General features: G+C 68.0%; 8 protein-coding genes and 1 riboswitch. Of the genes, 7 read left to right on the top strand and 1 reads right to left on the bottom strand.

From position 1 onward, the window contains the following. Positions 1-114: 114 nt before the first annotated feature. Positions 115-2,991: a protein kinase gene (locus H4O13_03625; GenBank protein ID MBE5314471.1), complete on the bottom strand. Its 2,877-nt coding sequence runs from the start codon at positions 2,989-2,991 to the stop codon at positions 115-117. Between the two features lie 132 nt (positions 2,992-3,123). Between H4O13_03625 and H4O13_03620 the strand changes: the two genes are divergently transcribed. The 7 genes from H4O13_03620 to H4O13_03590 all read left to right on the top strand — a co-directional run bounded on the left by H4O13_03620 (position 3,124) and on the right by H4O13_03590 (position 16,109). Continuing rightward, the gene (locus tag H4O13_03620; protein ID MBE5314470.1) at positions 3,124-5,919 is read left to right on the top strand and encodes a tetratricopeptide repeat protein; all 2,796 of its coding nucleotides are present in this window, start codon (positions 3,124-3,126) and stop codon (positions 5,917-5,919) included. A 198-nt stretch (positions 5,920-6,117) separates the two neighbouring features. Beyond that, positions 6,118-7,125 (top strand): delta-60 repeat domain-containing protein, encoded by a 1,008-nt coding sequence (locus H4O13_03615; protein ID MBE5314469.1) that lies wholly within the window; start codon positions 6,118-6,120, stop codon positions 7,123-7,125. A gap of 53 nt (positions 7,126-7,178) precedes the next feature. Continuing rightward, positions 7,179-8,810, top strand: a complete 1,632-nt coding sequence (locus H4O13_03610; GenBank protein MBE5314468.1) for an FG-GAP repeat protein — start codon at positions 7,179-7,181, stop codon at positions 8,808-8,810. A gap of 103 nt (positions 8,811-8,913) precedes the next feature. Then, positions 8,914-10,899: a hypothetical protein gene (locus tag H4O13_03605; GenBank protein ID MBE5314467.1), complete on the top strand. Its 1,986-nt coding sequence runs from the start codon at positions 8,914-8,916 to the stop codon at positions 10,897-10,899. Between the two features lie 294 nt (positions 10,900-11,193). Next, positions 11,194-12,687, top strand: coding sequence for a hypothetical protein (locus H4O13_03600; GenBank protein MBE5314466.1), 1,494 nt, complete (start codon positions 11,194-11,196; stop codon positions 12,685-12,687). Positions 12,688-13,074: 387 nt separating this feature from the next. Then, positions 13,075-13,157, top strand: a riboswitch (S-adenosyl-L-homocysteine riboswitch). Positions 13,158-13,212: 55 nt separating this feature from the next. Further along, positions 13,213-14,655 (top strand): adenosylhomocysteinase, encoded by a 1,443-nt coding sequence (locus H4O13_03595; GenBank protein ID MBE5314465.1) that lies wholly within the window; start codon positions 13,213-13,215, stop codon positions 14,653-14,655. 179 nt (positions 14,656-14,834) lie between these two features. Next, a complete protein-coding gene (locus H4O13_03590) occupies positions 14,835-16,109 on the top strand; it encodes an ATP-binding protein (protein MBE5314464.1) in 1,275 nt (424 codons plus the stop codon). Position 16,110 lies beyond the last annotated feature (1 nt).

Below are 16,110 nucleotides of genomic sequence, written 5' to 3'. Positions count from 1 at the left end.
ACGACGCGATGCAGATAGGGTGCGCGCAAAGCGGAGGCCGGAGGCAGTGCCACAGGGAAGGGCCCGGCGGCGTCAGACGCGATTTCCCAAAGCAGGAGGGCCGCAGCCCCGGGGTCAGGAAGCGCGCGCGGCAGCGTTCGACTTCGTTGATCGCGGCGCGTCTTCCGCCCGCGTGGACCGCGCGGGCGGCACGCCCAGCTCGCGCGCCAGACGCTCGGCCATCGCCCGCGTCACTTCGGTCGGCAGCACGGCCTGCCGCAGCACCGGCAGCGCCTCACGCAGCAGCGCGCGCGCCTCGGAATTCTCGCCGCGCAGCTGGTGCACGCGCACACGCTCGACCTGCAGGCTGGCGATGTCGAAGGCCACGCCGCCGGAGCGCTGCAGATGCGCGATGCCCGCATCGAGCGCGCGCGCGGCGCCGTCAAGATCACCCTGCACGCCCAGCAGATGGCCGCGCACGCGGGCCATGTAGGCATGGATCGCGTGTTCAGGCGGCAGCAGCGGGCGCATGCGCGCTTCGGCCATGGCCAGTGCCTCGAAGCCAGCTTCGGGCTCACCGCGATGGCGCGCCAGCACGGCGCGCTGCCAGGCCAGCATGGCCGGCTCGAAGGCGTCCTCGCCGTCCAGCGCCAGCGCCTGCTGCTCCAAAGACAGCAAGGTCTCGCGCGCCTCATCCGCGCGCCCCAGCAAGCCCAGCGCACGTGCCCGCGAGCGTTTGGCCTGACGCAGGCGCAGGCTGTCCATGTCGGGCTCGCTGCGTTCGAGCAGGGTGATGCCCTCATCGAACAGCTGCAGGGCGCGCGGATAGTCGCCGGCCGACTCCGCCACCGAGGCGAGATTCAACAGCAGGGGCGCGCGCTCGCCCTCCACCGCGGCCAGCGGGTCGCTGGCTGCCAGTGACTGCTCGAAGGCCTCCTGCGCCTCGCGAAAGCGCGCCTGCTCGTTCAGCGCGAGGCCCAGCGCATTGAGCAGAAAGGCCATCCGCGCGTTGCGCTCGCCCACCGTGCGCGACTGGATGTCGATGGCCTTGCGCGCCAGCGCTTCGGCTTCGCCGGCGCGCCCCAGCTGCACCAGCGCTTCGAGGCGCCCGCGCAGAAAGGTCACGCGCTCGGGCGCATCCGCCGCCACCCTGCCCTGCATCAGGGCCTCACCGGCATCGAGCACCTGCAGCGCCTCCTGCGGGCGGCTCAGGTTGTTGAACATGCCGGCGAGGGCCTGGTGCGCATTGGTCAGCACATCGAAGGGCGCATCAGGCAACGCCGAGGCCGCGATCACCTCGCGCCACAGCGCTTCAGCGCGTTCGAAATCGCCCAGTCGGTAGTGCGCATAGGCCAGCTGGTCGGCGCTGTGCAGTCGCTGCACGGGGTCGTTCGGCGCGTGGCGCTGGCGCAGCGCCCAGGCGCGCTCGGCCTTTTCCAGCCCTGCCTCAGGCTCACCCAGCAGACCGAGCATGCTGGACCAGGCGTCGAGATCCTTGGCCAGGGCCAAAGCCTCCACCGGATGTGCGGGATCGGCCTCGGGAATGCCCCGCGCCAGCAGCGCCACCGCGATGTCCGGCTCGCCCAGCGCCACGTACAGGTGCCCCAGCACGCGGCGCAACTCGTCCTGCACGCGCGGGCGATCGGCCAGCACGCCTTCGAGATCGCTGCGCGCGGTATCCGCCAGCTCGCGCACGCTGATCTCGCGCTTCTGGATGCGCTCGGGCGTCAGCGCCACCAGCGTGCGCGACAGGAATCCGAGCGCCGCCCGCGCATCGTCTGCCGCGCTCTCGGCGCGCTCACGGTCGGCCAGGGCGATGGCTTCGGCGGCCAGCGCGCGGTCGCGCTCCACATCCAGCCGCCACACAAACAGGAGAGCCGCGACCAGCAGCCCGGCCGCCACCGCCACACCGGTGCGGTGCCGGCGCGCGAACTTGCGCAGCCGGTACAGGGCGCTGTCGGGCGCGACCCGCACCGTGCGACCGTCCAGCCAGCGCTGCAGGTCCGCGCGCAGCGCCTCCACGGTGGGATAGCGCAGCCCAGGATCATCAGCGCTGCCGGCTTCGAGAATGCCGCGGAGTTCGGCGTCGAGCTTGAGCCCGATGAAGCCCGGCGGCAGCGCCGTGGCCTGTCCCGGCTGGCGCTCGCCGGTCAGCATCTCGCGCAGCAGGATGCTGAGCCCATAGACGTCGGTGGCGGTGGTGATCAGTCCGCCTGCGCGCTGCTCGGGGCTGGCGTAGCCCGGCGTCCACACCCGCGTCGAGGTCTGCCGGCTGTCCTCACCCTGGCTCACATCCACCAGCTTGGCGACGCCGAAATCAAGCAGACGCGGATCGCCATCGGCGCGCACCATCACATTGTTCGGCTTCAGGTCGCGATGGATTACCAGACGCTCGTGCGCGTGCTGCACGGCGTCAGCGATGCGGTCGAACAGGGCGAGGCGCTGGCGCAGGCCGAGCGGGTGTTCGGCCAGCCAGTCGAGCAGGGTCTGACCGTCGACATACTCCATCACCACGTAGGGCTGACCGTCTTCGGTCTCGCCGCCATCAAGCAGACGCGCGATGTTGGGATGGTCGAGCTGGGCCAGGATGCGCCGCTCGTGGCGCAGGCGGCGACGCTCGTCCTCGGTCGGAAAGCCGCGGATCAGCTTGATCGCCACCTTCTGCGCGAAGTCGCCGTCGGCGCGCTCGGCCAGCAGCACGGTGCCCATGCCGCCCGCCCCCAGCTCGCGCAGCACGCGCCAGGGCCCGATGCGCGCGCCTTCGCGCACCTCCTGCGCGGCCACTTCCAGCACATCGGCCACCACCCGGCCCAGCGGATCCTCGGGCTGACGCGTGCTGCCGGCATCCAGCGCCAACAGCCGCTCAAGCTCGGCGCGCTGCGCTTCGGGCAGCGCGGCCAAGCGCGCGCGCTGCTCCGCGGCCGGCAGGTCCACCAGCGCGTCGAACAGTTCAGCCAGACGCCAGCCCTGCCCCGCGCTCGAACCCTCGTCTCCGTTGACGCTGCCAGCCATCGCACGCCTCCGCTGCCCGCGCGCAGCATACGGTCGAAGCGACCGCTCCACGAAGCCACGGCGCGGATGCGGGCGCCCCTTCGATGCGGCAGACTCAGGCCGCCGCGGCCCGCGGCGAACGGATCGGCTCCGATGGATGCACAGGCACGCGGCTGGCGCTGGCGTTTCGGCGACGTCGAACTCGACGAGTCCGCGCTCGAACTCCGCGTTGGCGGCGAGGTGGTGCAGCTCGAACCCAAGGCGCTCGAAGTGCTGCGGGTGCTGGTGCGTCGGCCGGGCGAGGTCGTCACCAAGGACGAACTGCTCGACGCGGTCTGGCCCGGCCGGGTAGTCACCGAAGGCGTGCTCGGCAAAGCTGTCGCCAAGCTGCGCGCGGCGCTGCGCGATGACGACGGCCAGACCGTGCGCACCGCCTACGGCTACGGCTATCGCCTGGTCGCCGAGGTCCGCGCCGAAGCGGTGGAGCGCAGCGCCGAGCCCAGCCCCCTGGCGCTCGAAGCCGGCCAGGCCGTAGCCGGGCGTCGTCATTGGCTGCTGCAGCGCCGCCTGGGCGAAGGCGGCCACGGCGAGGTCTGGCTGGTCGAGCAAGACAAGACCCGCGAGCGCCGCGTCTTCAAGTTCGCCCGCAACAGCGGCAGTCTCGGCGCGCTCAAGCGCGAGGTCACCCTGTTCCGGCTGTTCCTGGATGCCCTCGGCGAACGCCCCGACCTCGCTCCCGTGCTCGACTGGAATTTCGATGAGGCGCCCTACTTCATCGAATCGCCCTTCGCGCCGCAGGGCAGCCTGCTCGACTACGCCGACAGCCTCGGCGGCATCGCCCGATTGCCGCTGTCGACGCGGCTGGAGCTGGCCGCACAGATCGCGGATGCGCTCGCCGCTGCGCACTCGGTCGGCGTGCTGCACAAGGATCTGAAGCCCGGCAACGTGCTGATCCATGTGGATGGCGACCCTGAGGCGCCGCGCGCGCAGCTCACCGATTTCGGCAGCGCGCGCCTGCTCGATCCCGGTCAGCTGGAAGCGCTCGGCATCACCCGTCTCGGCTACACCCGCACCCGCGACCGCGCCGATCAAGACTCCACCTCGGGCACGCCCCTGTACCTCGCCCCTGAGCTGCTGGCCGGGCATGCGCCGACCCTGCGCAGCGATGTGTACGCGCTCGGCGTGCTGCTCTGGCAGCTGGTCATCGGCGACCTGCGGCGGCCGCTGGCGGCGGGCTGGGAGCGCGAAGTCGAAGACCCGCTGCTGCGCACCGACATCGCCGACTGCATCGACGGTGAGCCTTCGCGAAGGCTCGATAGCGCGGCCGCGCTGGCCCAGCGCCTGCGCGGCCTCGAACAGCGGCGTCGACAGCAGGCCGACCTGCAGCGCCGCGAGACGCTGGCGTCCGAACTGTCGGCACGACTTGCCCGTGCGCGCGGCCGTCGCCGTTGGCTGGTGGCGCTGAGCGCCGTGCTGGGCCTGGGCCTTGCGGTGAGTACCTTCATGTACGTTCGCCTGCAGCAGTCGCAGACGGCACTCGCCGCGGCCGCGGCGCGCGCCGACAACGAGGCTGCACATGCGCGCGCGGTCAACCAGTTCCTGGTCGAGGATCTGCTGGCAACGGTGAACCCCCTCGACCAGGGCGAGGGTGATCCGAGCATGCGCGAGGTGTTGAGCCGCGCCGCGCGCGGGATCGATGGACGCTTCCCTGACCGCCCCGAAACGGAAGCCGCGGTGCGGCTGCTGCTGGCGCGCGCCTTCACCGAACTGTTCGACATGGAGGCAGCCGACGCCCAGCTGGATGCAGCGGAAGTGCTGCTTGCACCGCTCTCGGCTGACGAACTGAAGCTGCGCCTGCTGACTTCGCGAGCATCCGTGCTGGAAGCGCAAGGCAAGTTCGCCGAAGCCCTGACCCTGCTGCAGGAAGGCGCTGCACTTGCTGCATCGGCGAGCGGTTTGGACGGAGAGGGCCTATCCGATGCGCTGCTCGCCTACCAGCTGACGCTGGGCCTGCTGCAGCTGCGCACTGGCGATGCGGCCGGCGCGCTGGAGCGCTTCGAGGAAAACGTGCCGAAACTGCGTGAACAGCGCGGCGCCTTCGACGCCGGCGTACTCACCGCCGAAGGCAACCTCGGCGACGCCCAGCTCGCCCTCGGCCAGCTGGAGGAAGCCTACGCAACGCATTCGGCCAATGCTGAAGTCGCGCGCGGGCACTACGGCGACGACGATCTGCGCAGCGCCATCTACGCCCGACCCGCAGCCAGCGTTGCAGTCCGACTCGGCAAGCTGGATGAGGCGGCAGTCGGACTCGAGTACGCGCAGCGGATCGCGACGAGCGAGCTCGGCAGCACCCATCCTCACACCCTCGGCATCCGCAGCGACTATGCCCAGCTGCTGGGCGAACTGCGCCGTCTGGACGAAGCCGAAGCCCTGCAGCGAAGCCTCCTGAGCGACATGACAGCGACGCTTGGGGAAGCCCACCCGCTGGTCGCTCAAGCCACAGGAAACCTCGCCCACCTGCTGGAGCACACGGGCCGACTGGACGAAGCCATCGAGATTGGCGAACGCGCGCTGGCCCTGAAAATCGCTGCACACGGTCGCGAGAGCGAGCAGTTCGTGCTGCAGACCCACAATCTGGGTCGCTACGAGCAGAGGCTCGGTCGCTGGGCAGAGGCGGAGCGTCGTCAGCGCGAGATGGTGCCCATTGCCGAAAAGCTCATGCCCCCCCATCACTGGAGCCTGGGCCTGGTGCGCTGCGCCTGGGCCGACAGCCTGGCCAACCTGCAGCGAGCCGACGAAGCGCTGGCGCTGCTCGATGTGTGCCTGCCGCCCATGCACGCCGCGTTCGGGCCCGACAGCCCGAACCAGGCCGGGTTCGTCGAGCTGCAGCAGTCGCTGCAGGCGGCCGCTGCGTCGCCCGCGGCGCAGGAAGCCACGCCCGCGCATTAGCCAGTCGCGGACCGAAGACGCGAGGCCCTTCGAACTCGTCGACCGTCGATGCGCGACGGGCGACAGGACAGCAAGCGTCTTTCTTTCAGACACTTGCGAGCCTTCTCGCAACTCTTCCGAAGACCTTCCGAATTCCTTCGGGATCCTCCGCAGCCTCCAGCGCTATAGCTCCGTCGGCCTCGCCCACGGAGTTCCTCGATGTCTGCTGCGCGTCCGACCGCTGCCCCCACGCATCGCCTTCCGGCTCTGCTCGGCGTCGCGCTCTTGCTGGCTTGGGCCGGAGCCGCCGACGCATTCGACGTCAATGACGGCTACGCGCCGGAACTGAACGACACCGTCAACGCGCTGGCTGTGCAGCCGAGCGGACACGGCATCGTTGGCAGCGAGTTCACCCGCGTCAACGGCGTCAGCTGCGCGCGCCTGTGCCGGCTGGATGCGGCGGGACAGGTGGCCGCTGGCTTCGGGCCGACCGGCCTGAACGGCGATGTGTTCGCGTTGCTGCTGGAGCCCGACGGCGCGGTGATCGTCGGCGGCGACTTCACCCAGATCGCGGGAATCGCGCTGGCGCGACTGGCCCGTATGACGCCCGACGGCGGCATCGTGTCCGGCCTGGCGACTGCCGAGGCGGGCGTGCGCGCCACGCTCGTGCACAGCGATGGCCAGCTGATCCTCGGCGGCGACTTTCTCGCCATCGACAACCAGCCGCGCGCACGGCTGGCGCGACTCGATCAGGCGCGCCAGCTGGAGTCGACCCGGCGGGCCGTGACCGGCGGCAGCGTCAACACGGTCGCCGAACAGCACAACGGCAAGCTGCTGCTGTACGGCACTTTCGACACGGTCGGCGGCATGCCGCGCCCGGGCCTTGCGCGGCTGTCGAGCCCGCAGGCAGCGCTGTATTCACTGGAGCAGGCCGGTGGGTCGCTGCGCTGGCTGCGCGGCGGCGCCGCGCCCGAGATCGACACCGTGCCGCGCATTGCGATCAGCGGTTTTGGCCGACCGCTGCCGGAGTCGGCACCGCTGCGTCGCGTCGCGGGTGGCTGGCAGTTCAACCGCTTGGGCGAGGTCAGCGGCGGCGCCCCGCTGCTGCGCCTGCAGCTGCAGGCGGACACCCCGCACAGCTACGGCACCGGCCGCTTCCAGCGTGAGTACCAGCGCTTCAACGCGCTGCTCTTCAGCGACGGCTTCGAGCCCGGCGACCCGAACTGATCGAAGCCCATGTCCACGCACGCGTCCGCTCTGAGCGACCACAGGAGTTCCCCATGAACCGAAGTCCCACGCGTGCCCGCTGGGCCCTTCTGATTGCCGGCGTGCTGTGCGCGCACGGCGCGCAGGCGCAGCTGAGTAGCACCGACAGCCGGCTGTTCCTACGCAACACCGCCGACGGGCTGCCGTTCGCGATCCTCGGGCGGCTGGAACCGTCCGTTCCCGGCTTCGGCGAGGCGATGGCGGTCGGCGATTTCAACTGCGATGGCATCGAGGACCTCGCGATCGGCGCGCCCGACGCCAACGCCAACAACGTGGTGCAATCGGGCCAGATCGTGATCGCCTACGGCAGCGCGCAAGGCCTGCGCTCGAACGACGGCATCGGGCTGTCGCAGAGCTCGCCGAACATGCCGGGCGGCTCCGAAGTGGGGGACTACTTCGGCTGGGCGCTGGCGGCCGGCGATCTGACCAACGATGGCTGTGACGATCTGGCCGTTGGTACGCCCGGTGAAAGCTTCGATGAGGCGCTGTTGCCGCCGCTCGGCGTTACGAGCGCCGGCTCAGTCACGCTGGTTCGCGGCCGGCTCGGCGGTGCAACCGGGCAAGGCGCCTTGAACGTCCCTTCTGAGGCAGATTTCGCGTTCGGCGGGGGAACCCTGGTTGGCGAAGGGATGAACTATGGCGAGGCACTGGCTATCGCCAACATCTTCAGCGCGAGCGGGACATCAAGCGAGCTTATCGTCGGCGCACCTGGAGTAGACCTGGCGTGCAGCTTTTACTGTGTAGATAGCAATGTGATCGAAGTTCGCGCGGCAAGGAACTTCGCCCCACTTGAGCGTCGCGTTGGCTATGTGCTTCCCAGCATGCAGTACATCCTGCCGCTTCCCTCGACCGTGCGATTCGGCGGCGCGCTAGCGGCCGGCAACTTTGACGGCGATGGTCTTCCGGATGTTGCCATCGGTGTACCTAACGACCCGCCGGATCGGTCGGGCGCAGTCGAGGTGCTCTACGGGGGCTTGCCACCGCTGGGCTCCGGCGGTCGGGTCTACTTCAAACAGAGCGCGTCGGGCATTCCCGGCCTCGATGATCCGGGTGACCGATTTGGCAGTGTTCTCGCCGCCGGCGACTTCGACGGCGACGGGGACTCCGACCTGGTTATCGGTATCCCGGAGAAACAAAGTAGTGCGAGCCTTCGTAGCGGCGCGCTGATCATCCGCGCCGGCAGGTCCGACGGCGTCAACGGATTCGGGATCAGCTCGAATTGGACCAACCCCGACGTCGGCCTACCCAACGCCGCGAGTGACCGCTTCGCGCAGTCGCTGGCCGTAGGCGACTTCAACGGCGATGGCTTCGATGATCTTGCCGCGGGCGCACCCGGCGTCAACACCTCGGGGGTGTCCAACTCCGGCGCGCTCGTCGTGCTGTACGGCAGCGCCAGCGGCATCGAACTCACCGGCCGCCAGATCTGGCACAAGGGCAGCACCGGCATTCCCGGCGAACTCGGCGTCGACGAGGAGTTCGGCGCCGGCCTCGCCGCTGGCGACTTCAACGACGACGGCGTTGACGATCTCGTCGTCGCCATTCCGCAGCAAATCCTCGGCACCACGCCGCGCGGCGGCGTGCTGGTCATCTACGGCCGCCGCGCAGCGCCGCCGCCCAGCGCCCTCTTCGCCAACGGCTTCGAGTAGAGGGCGATCGTTTTCGACGGCCGCATCGACAGTCTCGCGCCCTGCGTCCTTGGTCGCCGACGCGGAGCGAACTGCAGACCCACCAAAGACAGGGAGCATGACCATGAACACCCGCACCGCGCTGCACAGGCGCCTTCGGGCAATCGATCACGGCCGCGCCACGCCAACGCCTCGCGGCAACGCGCGCGCCATGAACGTCGCCGCTGGTCTGCTGGCCCTGGCATTGACCTTTGCCAGCCACGACGTATCGGCCGCCACCTGCACGGCCGTCAGCGGCGCCCGGAGTTGGATCGTGCCGGCGACGTGGACCGGCTGCGCAGGCGGCGTGCCCGGTGCCGCCGACACCGCGCGCATCAATAGCGGCAGCACGGTCACGATTCCGAGCGGCGAGAGCGTGACGGTGGCGGCGATTGACTTCGGGCCCACCGGCCTCGGCACCCTCAACGTCGACGGCACCCTGACCGTCGGCGACGTCACCCACGGCTCGGCCACGATCAATGGCCCCGGCGCGATCACGGTGACCGGCACCTACCACTGGAGCGGCAACGGCGCGCTGGCCGGGGTGCTGCAGGGCGGCATCGCGCCGCCGCTGACCTTCGCGCCTGGCTCGGTCTGGAACCTCTCGGGCAACTCGATGCCGCTGCGGCGGCGCGCCATCGTGCAACAGGGCGCGGCGAACTTCAGTGCCGGCATCCTGGACTGCTCCGACACGGTGAGCTGGGACATCGCCTCGGGCGCAACGCTCGCGATCAGCCACGAAGGCCGCATTGGCAACCAGGCTGTCGGCTGCCTGATCCGCAACAACGGCACGATCCGCAAGACCGGTGCCGGCACGACGTTTCGCATCAACGACTCGCGCATCAGGCTGGACAACCACGGCCTGATCGAAGTGCTCTCCGGCACCTTCAGCTTCGAGGGCTCCGGTGGCCCGACGAACCACAGCGGCATCTTCCGCACCAGCGCGGGGGCGACTCTGGTGCCGCCGACAAGCACCGCGAACTTCAATGCAGGCACCCGCTTCGAAGGGGCCGGCACGGTGGACTTCACCGGCGGCGGTGGCCCGCGCACCTTCAATGCCAGCGTGGACTTCACTGGACCGTTGCGCATCGTCGGCGCGTCCAGCACCACCGAGATCGTTGCGGCCACCGGCGTCGAGCTCGGCTTCCTGGCGGGGCTCGATTGGCAGCAGGGCATCCTCGCAGGCCCTGGGAGCTATCGCGTGCCCAGCACGCAAACGCTGACCATTGGCGGCACGCAGCAGAAGGTGCTGGGCAGCGGTGCACAGCTGATTCTGGAAGGCAGCACCCTCTGGCAAGGCGGCAACCTGGTGCTGTCGGCGCCCCCAACGCTGCCGCTGACCCGCTTGTTCATCGCACCGGGCGCCGACTTCCAGGTGCAGTTCCGACCCGCCACGATCAACTTCGGCAACGGCGATCCGCTGTTCGAGAACGCCGGCACCTTCACGGCGACCGCCAACGCGGGCGCCGGCGCACTCACGTTCACCCTCGGCACCGGCGACTCGCTGATCAATCGCGGCACCACGCGACTGGCCGGCGCGGTCACCGTGCAGCGTCGCTGGCGCCAGACCGCCGGCGTGTTCGAGCTGCAGGGCGCGCAGCTCACCGTACCCGGGACCGCGCTGCGCCCGCTGACGCTCGACGGCGGCCGTCTGACCGGCACCGGCCGGATTGCAGGCGATGTGCTCAACACCGCCGCCGTGCTCGCCCCGGGTTCCAGCAGCGCCCCCGGCACGCTGGAAATCGCCGGCCGCTACACCGAAGCCGCCGGCGCGCGGCTTGCCTTCCGCGTCGGCGGTGTGGCGACAGGCGAGTACGACGAGCTTCTGCTTTCCGGCCCATTCGGCACCGCGGCGCTTGCAGGCACGCTGGCCGTGCAGCGACTCGGCAGCTATCAGTTCGCGCCGAGCGACTCGGTGCCGATCCTGATCGCCAACGCGCGCACCGGCGCCTTCAGCGCGGTCGAACTCGACCCCGGCTTCTCGCCGCCGCCGCTGGTACAGCAGCTGGAGGGCGGTGTCGTGCTGGGGCTGACGACAGGCCTGTTTCGCGACGGTTTCGAACTCCCCTGAACCTGCCGCTCAGCTGAGCAGCGAAGCGCCGCCCTCGGGCTGCAGACGGACTCACCCAAAAGAACGGCAGATGCGAGGCACGTGGCAGAGAGACGCCCCTGCTGCCGTGAACTGCATCGGATGACCTGCCGCCGAAGCACTGCAAATGCCGAACTCGCCAGCGTTCGATGCCGTGCCTCCAGAAGCGTGTCCGTCCGACCCCAGCGATTTCGCGCCCGCCCCGTCCGTCGTCATGCGGGAAGTGCAGCCTCGATTTCGCCCATCCATCTCCGCCCAATTGATGAGGTGACACGCATGAACAGCACACGCCCGCAGATCGACTCGACGCGCCGCAGATTTCTTGTCTCAGGCAGTGGCATCGCGGCCGGCGCGGCTGCGTGTCTGGGCGGCGCCCTCGCACCCGCAGCGCAGGCGGCGCCCCCTCGATGCGCCAGCGACAAGAGCAGTGACGCCTTCCACGGCGAGTTCGGCGCCTTGCGCCTTGCACTGATCGGCGACGACGCACGCCAGACCGCAGTACCGGTGATGATCAGCGCGCCCGCTGCTCGCGCCTCGATAGACCTGAGTGGAAACACTCCGCAAATCCGCATCGGCATCGGCAGTTCGGCGGTGTTCCTTGAACCGAAGGGCGTGCGACTGAAGGCGGACCGCAGCCCACGCCGCTGGAGCGAAACATCGGTTGCCGCCCTGCTCGACGAGCTGGCGTCCAGCCCGACGCATCTCGGCGACCTGTTCGCACTGAGAACGGCTGCGTTCGCGCTGTATCCGGAGTATCTGGCGCGCACCAGCAAGACCAGCAGCAAGGCCCTGGCGCAAAGCCAGGTGCGCAGCGGCTCGCAGATCGCGGCATTCGGAAGAAAGCGCAAGGAGGACAACTGCAAGCTGGAGAACGTCGTCGAGGAAACCACGCGGACGGTGCGCAGGACGGTGGACGTGGTCCTGAGCGCTGCCGAGCGCTACGCCGCCTGCAGCGATCGCTGCAACCGCCGCTTTCTTGCCAGCGGTCGCGAGGATCTGGTCGGCTTCGGACTTTGCGAAGCCGACTGCGTGGCCTCGGGTTTCGTCGACCTGGTCGTAGGCACCGTCGAAGTGGTGGAGACCGTGGTGGAGACCGTCACCCGGCAGGTGCTCATCTGTGTGCAGCGGCCGATCAAGGATCATCTGATCGACCCGTTCCGCGGACGCTTCGACGCGCGCCCGCATGCGGGGCTGCTCGCAGGAGCAACGGGCGTTCAAGCTGCCATTCCCACCGATGTGCTGGCCAAGGCGACCGATGTGCTGGTGAAGATGGTCAAGAGCCTGCCCGCGGCCATCCAATGCGTTGCCACGGGCCAATGGTCGATCACCGAGCTGCAGACTGTCGGCGTGGACGTCGCAGGTATCGGACAGATACCGCTGGGCATCACCGTGTGCATGGACCACGAATGCGCCATGAAACTGATCGGGGCCGGCCTGGGGGCGGAAGCCTTCAGCATCCTCTCCTCGCTGATCGCACTGGCCAGCGGCGGCGGCGTGGCGGGTGCTGTCGCCGCAGCCGGCATCACCGGAGCCGCGGCGGCCGTCGTTGTCCAGGTCGTACTGGCCATGCTTGCCGTGCTGATCGTCCTGCTGGTGCACTTGATGATCGTCGCCGGCCAGATCGTGATGTACGAAAGCTTTGGACTGATCGAGCAGGGGATCTGCATCACCCACCCCTCGCTGCCGGTCATCCTCGCGGGTGTCGCCAATCCACTGCTTGGCCTGCTGGCCCTCGGCAACATGCCTCTGGTGGTGACACCGCGCGGTTAGGGAGGCTCCGATCCATCGCTGCATGCGCGCCAGGGACGGCGCGCCTTGCGTCTTTCTCGCAAACAAATCACGCCGGGCAAGGCTTGGCCCGGCGTTCCCGGGGATGCGCGACTCCGCTCGGCCGCCAGCGGTGCGCGACACGCGCACCTACACCTCCGAGCGACGCCGCCCCCAAAATCGAAGCCGCGACTTCTATCGCACAAGGTGCGCCTGCAGCGCACCCGCACTCGATGGCTAGCGTGCGCCTGCGGCGCACCCGCACGCATCGGCTGCCTTGCGCCTGCGGCGCACCGCGCCCAACCGGACCGCCCCCGCCCACCACGTGCCAAGCCTGTGACCGCCGCCTTGATCCCGTCACCACCCTGCCCCGGTATACTTTGCGGCCATCCCGCCGAGGGGCGCTGCGACCGGGCAATCCATGCCGGCCAGGCTCGGTCTGTGGATTTCCGTACCAACGGCGCCCGGTGATCGCGACGCGAAGTCGCACGACTGGCCTGCAGGCCAGCGCAACCCGGAGCTACACGCATGAACGCACAAGTGAAAGAACTGCCCTTCACCGACTTCAAGGTCCGTGACATGGGCTTGGCCGAACTCGGCCGCAAGCGCATCCGCATGGCCGAAGAGGAAATGCCCGGCCTGATGTCGATCCGCGCCAAGTACGCCCCGCTGCAGCCGCTGAAGGGCGTGCGCCTGTCTGGCTCGCTGCACATGACCAAGGAAACCGCGGTCCTGATCGAGACCCTGAAGGCCCTCGGCGCCAACGTGCGCTGGGCCAGCTGCAACATCTTCTCGACCCAGGACGACGCCGCCGCCGCGATCGCCGCTGCCGGCATCCCGGTGTTCGCGTGGAAGGGCGAGACCCTGGAAGAGTACTGGGACTGCACCCTCGACATGTTGACCTTCCCGGGCGGCAAGGGCCCGGAGCTGATCGTCGACGACGGCGGTGATGCGACCCTGCTGATCCACAAGGGCCTGGACATGGAAAACGGCGACACGTGGGTCGACAGCCCCGGCGCCAACCATGAGGAGCAGGTCATCAAGGATCTGCTCAAGCGCACCCGCACTGAGCGCCCCGGCTTCTGGAAAGTCGTGGCCGCCGAGTGGAAGGGCGTGTCGGAAGAGACCACCACCGGCGTGCATCGCCTGTACCAGATGATGGAAGCCGGCAAGCTGCTGGTGCCCGCCATCAACGTCAACGACTCGGTGACCAAGTCGAAGTTCGACAACCTGTACGGCTGCCGCGAATCCCTGGCCGATGCCATCAAGCGCGCCACCGACCTGATGATCGCCGGCAAGGTCGCCGTGGTCTGCGGCTACGGCGATGTCGGCAAGGGCTCGGCCCACAGCCTGCGTGGCCTGGGCGCCCGCGTCATCGTCACCGAGATCGACCCCATCAACGCCCTGCAGGCGGCAATGGAAGGCTTCGAGGTCAAGCGTCTGGACCAGGTGCTGGGTGAGGCCGACATCTTCGTCACCACCACCGGCAACCGCGACATCATCACCCTGGAGAACCTGCAGGGCATGAAGTCGAACGCGCTGGTCTGCAACATCGGCCACTTCGACAACGAGATCCAGGTCGACCGACTGAACGCCGAAGTCGCCGCCGGCCGCGTCGAGCGCGACACCATCAAGCCGCAGGTCGACCGCTACACCTTCAAGGCCACCGGCCGCAGCCTGTACCTGCTGGCCGAAGGCCGTCTGGTCAACCTCGGCTGCGCCCACGGCCACCCGGCTTTCGTGATGTCGAACTCGTTCTCGAACCAGACGCTCGCGCAGATCGACCTGTGGGCGAACAAGGACACCTACGAGAACACCGTCTACCGCCTGCCCAAGAAGCTGGACGAAGAAGTCGCCCGCCTGCACCTGGAGCAGATCGGCGTGCACCTGACCACGCTGACGGAAGCGCAGGCTGCGTACATCGGTGTGCCGGTGGAAGGGCCGTACAAGCCGGATCACTACCGCTACTGATCGGGCTTGCGCTGGCGCTTTCGGGCGCTGGTGCGGGTTCTTGAGGTTCAAGCAAACGGGCGCCCTTGGGCGCCCGTTTGCTTTGAACAGCACCCACCGAAAAATCGGCGAACTTCAATTTTACTAGCGGATTTCGCACGATCTGTGTAAATTTCGATCGCAAACAATGGAGAGACATCGTGCTGGTTGAGTTCAGCGTCAGCAACTACCGCTCCATCCGCGACCGGCAGACCCTCAGTCTGGTGGCAAGCGCAGGGAAGGAGCTGCGTGACAGCCACGTCATGTCGACCGAGGCGCCCAGCACCCCGGATCTGCTGCGTTCGCTTGTCGTCTATGGCGCAAATGCTTCCGGCAAGAGCAACCTGCTCCTCGCGCTTCTATTTGTTCGCGACCTGGTGCGGGACTCGGCAAGACGAAGTAAGCCTGACGAGCCGATTCCATACCAGCCTTTCGCCGTTGGGGCTACGGCGGGAATGAACACACCGAGCCAATTCGAGGTCATATTCGTGCAGGCCGGCGTCCGCTATCAGTACGGCATTGTTGTTAGCGCGCTTACCGTTGTAGGCGAGTGGCTATACGCGTTCCCCGAAGGACGACAACAGATGTGGTTTCGCCGCGAGGCCGCTCCGCAATCTGGGGAAGCGAGCTGGGAGTTCGGCCCAAGCCTTCGTGGGCAAAAGAAGCTGTGGCAGGAGGCAACTCGACCTAACGCACTCTACCTTTCCACAGCCGTGCAACTAAACGCTGAACAGCTCAAGCCCGTGTACGACTGGTTCTCTGTAGCCTTGCGAAACATCGGCCCGTTCGCTCGTGTCCGCGAAGACTTCACGACCCGCCAGTGCGATCGCGATGAAACTTGGAAATCTCGGGTCCTGGAGTTTCTGGTGGCAGCCGACCTTGGAATTTCGGAGATCCGCATGGATCGTCAGAAGTTTGATCCAGCTTCATTCGACGAGTCGATGCCCGAACCCATTCGAGCCTATTTCGCCGAGCAGATGAAGGACAGAGAAATCGCTGAAGTAAGCTTGACGCATAGCGCCAGAAATGGCCAAAAACTCACCTTGCCGCTGGCAGAAGAATCTGGCGGAACCAACAAGATCTTCGCGTTGGCGGGCCCGTGGATCGATGTACTGACCAACGGCTACATCCTGATCATCGATGAACTGGACACCAGCCTGCATCCCGAGCTGCTACGCCACCTTGTTCGACTGATCAACAATCCGAAGATCAACCAGAAGGGCGCGCAGCTGATCTTCTCCACACACGACACCTCGCTGCTTGACGCAGATCTTTTTCGTCGCGATCAAGTTTGGTTCATGGAAAAGGACACTGAACTCGCAAGCCATCTCTACCCGCTCACAGACTTCAGCCCCCGCAAGGGTGAGAACTTGGAAAAGGGCTACTTGCAGGGACGTTACGGAGCGTTGCCGTTTTTTGGCGGACTCAAGGTCTAGT

Source organism: Lysobacterales bacterium, assembly GCA_014946745.1.
Lineage (GTDB): Bacteria > Pseudomonadota > Gammaproteobacteria > Xanthomonadales > Xanthomonadaceae > Aquimonas.
This window is presented reverse-complemented; position numbering and strand designations above follow the sequence as displayed.

Bases quoted from the DNA above. Each gene is read 5' to 3' on its own strand.
- H4O13_03600 (MBE5314466.1), top strand. From the start codon at position 11,194: ATGAACAGCACACGCCCGCAGATCGACTCGACGCGCCGCAGATTTCTT.
- H4O13_03605 (MBE5314467.1), top strand. From the start codon at position 8,914: ATGAACACCCGCACCGCGCTGCACAGGCGCCTTCGGGCAATCGATCAC.
- H4O13_03610 (MBE5314468.1), top strand. From the start codon at position 7,179: ATGAACCGAAGTCCCACGCGTGCCCGCTGGGCCCTTCTGATTGCCGGC.
- H4O13_03595 (MBE5314465.1), top strand. From the start codon at position 13,213: ATGAACGCACAAGTGAAAGAACTGCCCTTCACCGACTTCAAGGTCCGT.
- H4O13_03615 (MBE5314469.1), top strand. From the start codon at position 6,118: ATGTCTGCTGCGCGTCCGACCGCTGCCCCCACGCATCGCCTTCCGGCT.
- H4O13_03620 (MBE5314470.1), top strand. From the start codon at position 3,124: ATGGATGCACAGGCACGCGGCTGGCGCTGGCGTTTCGGCGACGTCGAA.
- H4O13_03625 (MBE5314471.1), bottom strand. From the start codon at position 2,991: ATGGCTGGCAGCGTCAACGGAGACGAGGGTTCGAGCGCGGGGCAGGGC.